A 376-nucleotide genomic window follows, 5' to 3' on the forward strand; every position below is an offset into this window, starting at 1 on the left:
CGCCGCGGTGAACGCCAGCGTCGTCGACCGGGCGTACCCGAGCCCGAGGGTCTTGCCGAGCAGGAGCCCGGCGAACCACATGAGGCCGAAGTAGACCAGCAGCGGCAGCGCGATCCGGGCCACGTCGAGCGGGTTCTGGGTGACCGCCTGACCCTGCAGCGCGAATAGCAGCACGATGGTGAACAGCAGCCCGTACAGCGCCCACGGCCCGACCCGGGGAAGGAACTGCTCCTCGTACCATTCGCGGCCCTTGCGGCGTTCGCCGATGAACCGGGATGCGAACCCGGCGATCAGCGGGACGCCGAGGAACACGAGGACGTTCAATGCGATCTGCCACACCGAGATCTCCAGGCCTTGGGTGTCGAGGCCGAGCCAG

General features: G+C 68.4%; 1 protein-coding gene. It reads right to left on the bottom strand.

From position 1 onward, the window contains the following. A partial coding sequence (locus ID132_RS13825) for an arsenic resistance protein (RefSeq protein ID WP_459562452.1) occupies positions 1 to 339 on the bottom strand: 339 nt, incomplete at its 3' end. Positions 340 to 376: the final 37 nt, after the last annotated feature.

The organism is Gulosibacter sediminis (genome assembly GCF_014904065.1).
In the GTDB taxonomy this organism is placed as follows: Bacteria; Actinomycetota; Actinomycetes; order Actinomycetales; family Microbacteriaceae; genus Gulosibacter; species Gulosibacter sediminis.